Raw genomic sequence first — 4,538 nt, forward strand, 5'->3', positions numbered from 1 at the left:
TCCATGATAGGGAATCGTGATGGTAGACCCAGATGAGCCGGTTGTGTCATCTACCGATCCACTTTCTATCTAACATATTCTATTTAACATAATATACATTATGCGTACTTATGAGAATGCCATGTATTCGTTTGCTCATCGGTCTCATATCGGAAATACGATACGATACCATTACAGGAAACCATCGATGCATAATTATCGAGGGCCGTCTGGATGGCGATAGCCTGGTTATGAACGAGCACTTCGTCTATGACGACGGTGAGACCGACCGCCGGGTATGGACCTTTGAGCGCCCACCCTGGACGACTGGATGTATCTGCAGCCCGACGGACGACTGATCAATCGGACCGCCATGAAGAAGTTCGGCTTTACCCTGGCCGAGATCACCATCGTCTTCGACAAGTCCCGCTGAATAACGACGCCCCCGACTCCTGAAAGTCGAGGGCGTCAGGGAACAAAAAGCGCACTGGGATCAGAGCGGCTTCTTGTCGTCGGCATCCTCGGCCGGCGCGTAGGAACCGTCATCGCGGTGCACCTCGGTGCCGGTGATCGGCGGCGTGAAAACGCAGGCCAGATGCATCGTCTTGCTGGCCCTCAACAGGAGCTCGTCGTGCTGGTCGAGGACATAGATATCGCCCGGCTTGATCGGCCAGATCTTGCCATCGGCCAGGGTCTCGACCTCACCTTCACCCTCCATGCAAAACACTGACTCATAATGGTGCTTGTAGTGGATATGGGTCTCGGTGCCTTCATAGATGCGCGTGATATGGAAGGAAAAACTGCCTCCATCACCGGCCAGCACCAGACGGGTGCTGTCCCAGTTGCCGTTTTCGGCCTTGACAAGACGCTCGGTCTGGCGCGCTTCTTCGATATTGCGAACGATCATATGAATCTCCGATTCCGTTGAGAACAGGGAGCTTTAAAACTGGCCGGTGCCAAGTAGCGAAACACGCGTGACCCGACCAAGATGCAACAGACACTCCTAGATTATCAGCTCAGTGCCTGCTTGACGCTAGTTTCGAGAATATCCAGGCCTTCCAGCAGGTCCTCGTCGGGAATGGTCAAGGGGCAAAGGCACTTGACCACTTCACCATCCTGACCGCTGGTCTCGATGATCAGGCCGTTTGCGAAGGCCTTCTCGGTAATTCTGTCGGCAATGTCACCGCTACCCACATCGATGCCACGCATCAGGCCGCGACCCCGCTCGCTGGCCTCGATGCCCTGCTCGCTGACCCAGGCGGCAATCTTCTGGAAACGATCCTCGACTACCCTGCCCTTGCGCTGGACATCCAACTCGAACGTATCATCGCTCCAGTAGTGGCGAAGTGCCGCCGCGGCCGTGGTGAAGGCCAGGGCGAAGCCACGGAAGGTGCCGTTGTACTGACCGGGCGTCCAGACATCGAGCTCGGGACGCATCAACACCTGGGAGAACGGCAGGCCGAGCCCGGAAAGTGACTTGGAATTGGTCACGATGTCCGGAACGACCCCCGCATGCTCGAAGCTGAAGAACTTCCCGGTACGACCGCATCCCGCCTGGATATCGTCGACTATCAGCAGGATGTCATGGGTACGACAGATAGTCTCGAGCCGCTTGAGCCACTCCAGGCTACAGACATTGATGCCGCCCTCCCCCTGCACGGTCTCGACGATCACGCCGGCCGGTACGTCCAGGCCGCCGGACTTGTCGGTCAGCAGTTTCTCGAAGTAATCAAGGGTGTCGGTGTGCTCACCCAGATAGCCGTCAAAGGGCAGGAAGCTGCCTCCCACGGTGGGTACGCCGCCGGTGGCCTCACGGAACTTGCGATTGCCGGTGGTGGCCAGGGCCCCCATGGTCACACCGTGGAAACCGTTGGTGAAGGCCACGATGTTGTGACGTCCCTTGATATTGCGGGCCAGGCGGATAGCGGCCTCGACGGCATTGGTCCCGGTCGGTCCCGGAAACTGGACCTTGTAGTCCAGGCCACGGGGCTTGAGGAGGATCTCATCCAGGGCATTCAGGTAATCACGCTTGGCGGCGGTCCAGAAGTCCAGGCCATGGATGATGTTGTCTTCTGACAGATAGTCGAGAAGGGCCTGCTTGATCTTCGGATTGTTGTGGCCGTAATTCAGGGAGCCGGCACCCGCCAGGAAGTCGATGTACTCGCGACCGTCCTCATCGGTCAGACGAGCGTTGCGGCCCTTGGTGAAGACGACCGGAAAGGACCGGGAATAGGTCCGGACATTGGATTCCATGCGTTCGAGGATCTGAGTTTGCATGCAGTGAACTCCTTGAGGAAATGGGAAAGGAATGGGCATGGCATCGCCGACGAGCCGCCGGGAGCCAGGCACCGGGAGAAGCGTGATTCAAAGGCAGTCGGTCTGGAAGGGACCGATACGTACCAGGTTTTCGGGGTCGTGCTCGCCACCGAGCTGGTCGGTGGAGAAGTATTCGCGGCTGTTTAGAGGCGCATGCCAGCGGTCTGCCAGGCGACGAAAGAGCCCCCAGGACGCCTGGTTGTCGGGGGTGATGGTGGTTTCCATGTGGTGAACGCCACTCAGTTCGTCCCGTGTCATGACGGCCTCGACCAGACGACGGGCCAGACCGGTGCCGCGCGCCTTCTCACCGACGGCCACCTGCCACAGGAAATAGGTATCCGGGGCATTGCTCTTCACATAGCCGGAGACGAAACCGACGATCTCGCCTTCTTCATTGGTGGCCACGGCACAGGTGTCGCGAAACTGGGTGGCCAGCAGCAGGTAAGCGTAGGCGGAATTCACGTCCAGCGGGGGGCAGGACTTGACCAGTTCATAGATGCCCCAGCCATCATCCGGTTTCGGCTTGCGAATGAACAGCGGCATGGTATCGAAGCCGACCACGGCATCCGCCACGGTCGGGCGTGCGAGATCGGCGGAGGGGGTAAAGGGCTCGGTAGTAATGGTCATGTCGGTGAGTTTCGCTGTAGCGAATTTGACTTTAATTATAACAGCTGGGATTTATATTTCAAATCGACGATACTTTCAGAGATTCCCTTCCCTGCAGTAAATCATTCTGATGTTCCAACGAGTTTATCCTGTAATCAAACGTTCGGCAGGATAACGACGGACCGACTCCAGCGCTCCTCTCGCCCCGCTGGATTCTTGCTTTGTGCAGGCGCCCGCGGCCGAGTCAGCGCCGAGTTGGAGTTCTCATTGTCACGAATTCCTCTGCCCCGGTGGGATGGATCCCGACGGTGTTGTCGAACTCCGCCTTGGTCAGGCCCGCCCTGACGGCAATGGCAATCCCCTGGATGACTTCGCCGGCCTCTTCTCCCACCATCTCTGCGCCCAATACGCGGTCTGTAGCGTCATCGACGATCAATTTCATCAGACACCGCTCGCGGCTGCCGGAAAGGGTGTGCTTCATGGGGCGAAAGTCGGCCACATAGATACGAATGTCGCCATGGGCGTCACGGGCCTCCTCCTCGGAGAGCCCCACTGTGCCGATATTGGGGTGGCAGAAAACGGCCGTCGGGATGTTGCAGTAATCGAGCGGTGCGCGCGGGGGCTGGTCACCGAAATGCTGGTGGACCATGTGCATGGCCTCTGCCAGGGCCACGGGAGTAAGCTCCACCCCGCCGGTGACATCGCCGATGGCCAGGATCGATGGCACCGAGGTTTCGAAACGGTCATTCACCCTCAATGCACCACCTTCCGTGAGGTCAACACCGAGTTCCTCCAGGCCCAAGCCGGCCAGGTTCGGCCGACGACCGGTCGCCACCAGTACCGCATCCACTTCCAGCTGTTCGCCAGTGGTCAGACTCACCTTCAATCCGCCCTCGACCCGCTCGATGGATTCGATGTTGGTACCAAAGTGGAGATTCACGCCCTTCTTGGCCATCTCGTCGCGGGTGAACTCGCGAACCTGCCGATCGAAGCCGCGCAGGAAGAGGTCGCCGCGATAGATCAGGTGGCTATCACTTCCCAGGCCATTGAAGATGCTAGCAAATTCCACGGCGACATAGCCGCCGCCAAGGACCAGGAAGCGTTCGGGGAAGGCCTCGAGATCGAAGACCTGGTTGGAGGTGACCACCAGGTCGTTACCCGGAAAGTCCGGCACCCAGGGCCAGCCCCCCACCGCCACCAGAATCTTGCCAACGCTGAAAGTGTCGCCGCCCACCCTGACATGGTGCTCGTCCATCACCCGGGCACGGCCATTGATCAGGCGAACACCGGCGGTATCGAGCAGCTGCGCATAGATGTCGTTGAGCCGCTTGATCTCGCCGATCTTGTTGTCGCGCAGGGTGGCCCAGTCGAAGCGAGGAGCCTCGGGCAGATGCCAACCGAAGCCGGCGGCATCCTCGAAGGCATCATGGAAATGGGCCGCAAAGGAATAGAGCTTCTTGGGCACACAGCCGACATTGACGCAGGTGCCACCCAGGTAACGGTCCTCTACCACAGCCACCCGCGCGCCCATCGAGGCAGCGGTTCGGGCGGCGCGGACACCGCCTGAACCGGCACCGATGACAAAGAGGTCATAGTCGAACGGGGAAACGCCATCAGTCACATCATTCTCCACATCA

The 4,538-nt window shown here is 59.0% G+C and carries 6 protein-coding genes; 2 read left to right on the plus strand and 4 right to left on the minus strand.

Translation table 11 applies throughout. The features are described from left to right. Nucleotides 1–230: 230 nt before the first annotated feature. On the plus strand, nucleotides 231–338 hold the full coding sequence (locus ACESMD_RS14650; protein ID WP_372614419.1) for a hypothetical protein: 108 nt from the start codon (nucleotides 231–233) through the stop codon (nucleotides 336–338). Then, nucleotides 311–412: a DUF3833 family protein gene (locus ACESMD_RS14655; RefSeq protein ID WP_372614421.1), complete on the plus strand. Its 102-nt coding sequence runs from the start codon at nucleotides 311–313 to the stop codon at nucleotides 410–412. Before ACESMD_RS14650 ends, ACESMD_RS14655 begins: the two co-directional genes overlap by 28 nt. A gap of 60 nt (nucleotides 413–472) precedes the next feature. On the opposite strand, the gene ACESMD_RS14660 is transcribed toward ACESMD_RS14655, so the two are convergent. From ACESMD_RS14660 to gorA, 4 genes are all read right to left on the minus strand, one after another. After that, nucleotides 473–886 (minus strand): ectoine synthase, encoded by a 414-nt coding sequence (locus ACESMD_RS14660; RefSeq protein ID WP_372614423.1) that lies wholly within the window; start codon nucleotides 884–886, stop codon nucleotides 473–475. 104 nt (nucleotides 887–990) lie between these two features. Further along, entirely contained in the window at nucleotides 991–2,256 is a 1,266-nt protein-coding gene (gene ectB / locus ACESMD_RS14665; RefSeq protein WP_372614425.1) for a diaminobutyrate--2-oxoglutarate transaminase, read from the minus strand. An 87-nt stretch (nucleotides 2,257–2,343) separates the two neighbouring features. After that, nucleotides 2,344–2,922, minus strand: a complete 579-nt coding sequence (gene ectA, locus ACESMD_RS14670) for a diaminobutyrate acetyltransferase (RefSeq protein ID WP_372614427.1) — start codon at nucleotides 2,920–2,922, stop codon at nucleotides 2,344–2,346. Between the two features lie 223 nt (nucleotides 2,923–3,145). Beyond that, entirely contained in the window at nucleotides 3,146–4,522 is a 1,377-nt protein-coding gene (gene gorA / locus ACESMD_RS14675; protein WP_372614429.1) for a glutathione-disulfide reductase, read from the minus strand. Between the last annotated feature and the right edge of the window lie 16 nt (nucleotides 4,523–4,538).

This window comes from Halomonas sp., assembly GCF_041689495.1.
In the GTDB taxonomy this organism is placed as follows: domain Bacteria; phylum Pseudomonadota; class Gammaproteobacteria; order Pseudomonadales; family Halomonadaceae; genus Halomonas.

Excerpts from the sequence above, each read along its gene's own strand:
- ACESMD_RS14660 (WP_372614423.1), bottom strand. The coding sequence starts at position 886 with ATGATCGTTCGCAATATCGAAGAAGCGCGCCAGACCGAGCGTCTTGTC.
- ACESMD_RS14650 (WP_372614419.1), top strand. The coding sequence starts at position 231 with ATGAACGAGCACTTCGTCTATGACGACGGTGAGACCGACCGCCGGGTA.
- ectB (WP_372614425.1), bottom strand. The coding sequence starts at position 2,256 with ATGCAAACTCAGATCCTCGAACGCATGGAATCCAATGTCCGGACCTAT.
- ACESMD_RS14655 (WP_372614421.1), top strand. The coding sequence starts at position 311 with ATGTATCTGCAGCCCGACGGACGACTGATCAATCGGACCGCCATGAAG.
- ectA (WP_372614427.1), bottom strand. The coding sequence starts at position 2,922 with ATGACCATTACTACCGAGCCCTTTACCCCCTCCGCCGATCTCGCACGC.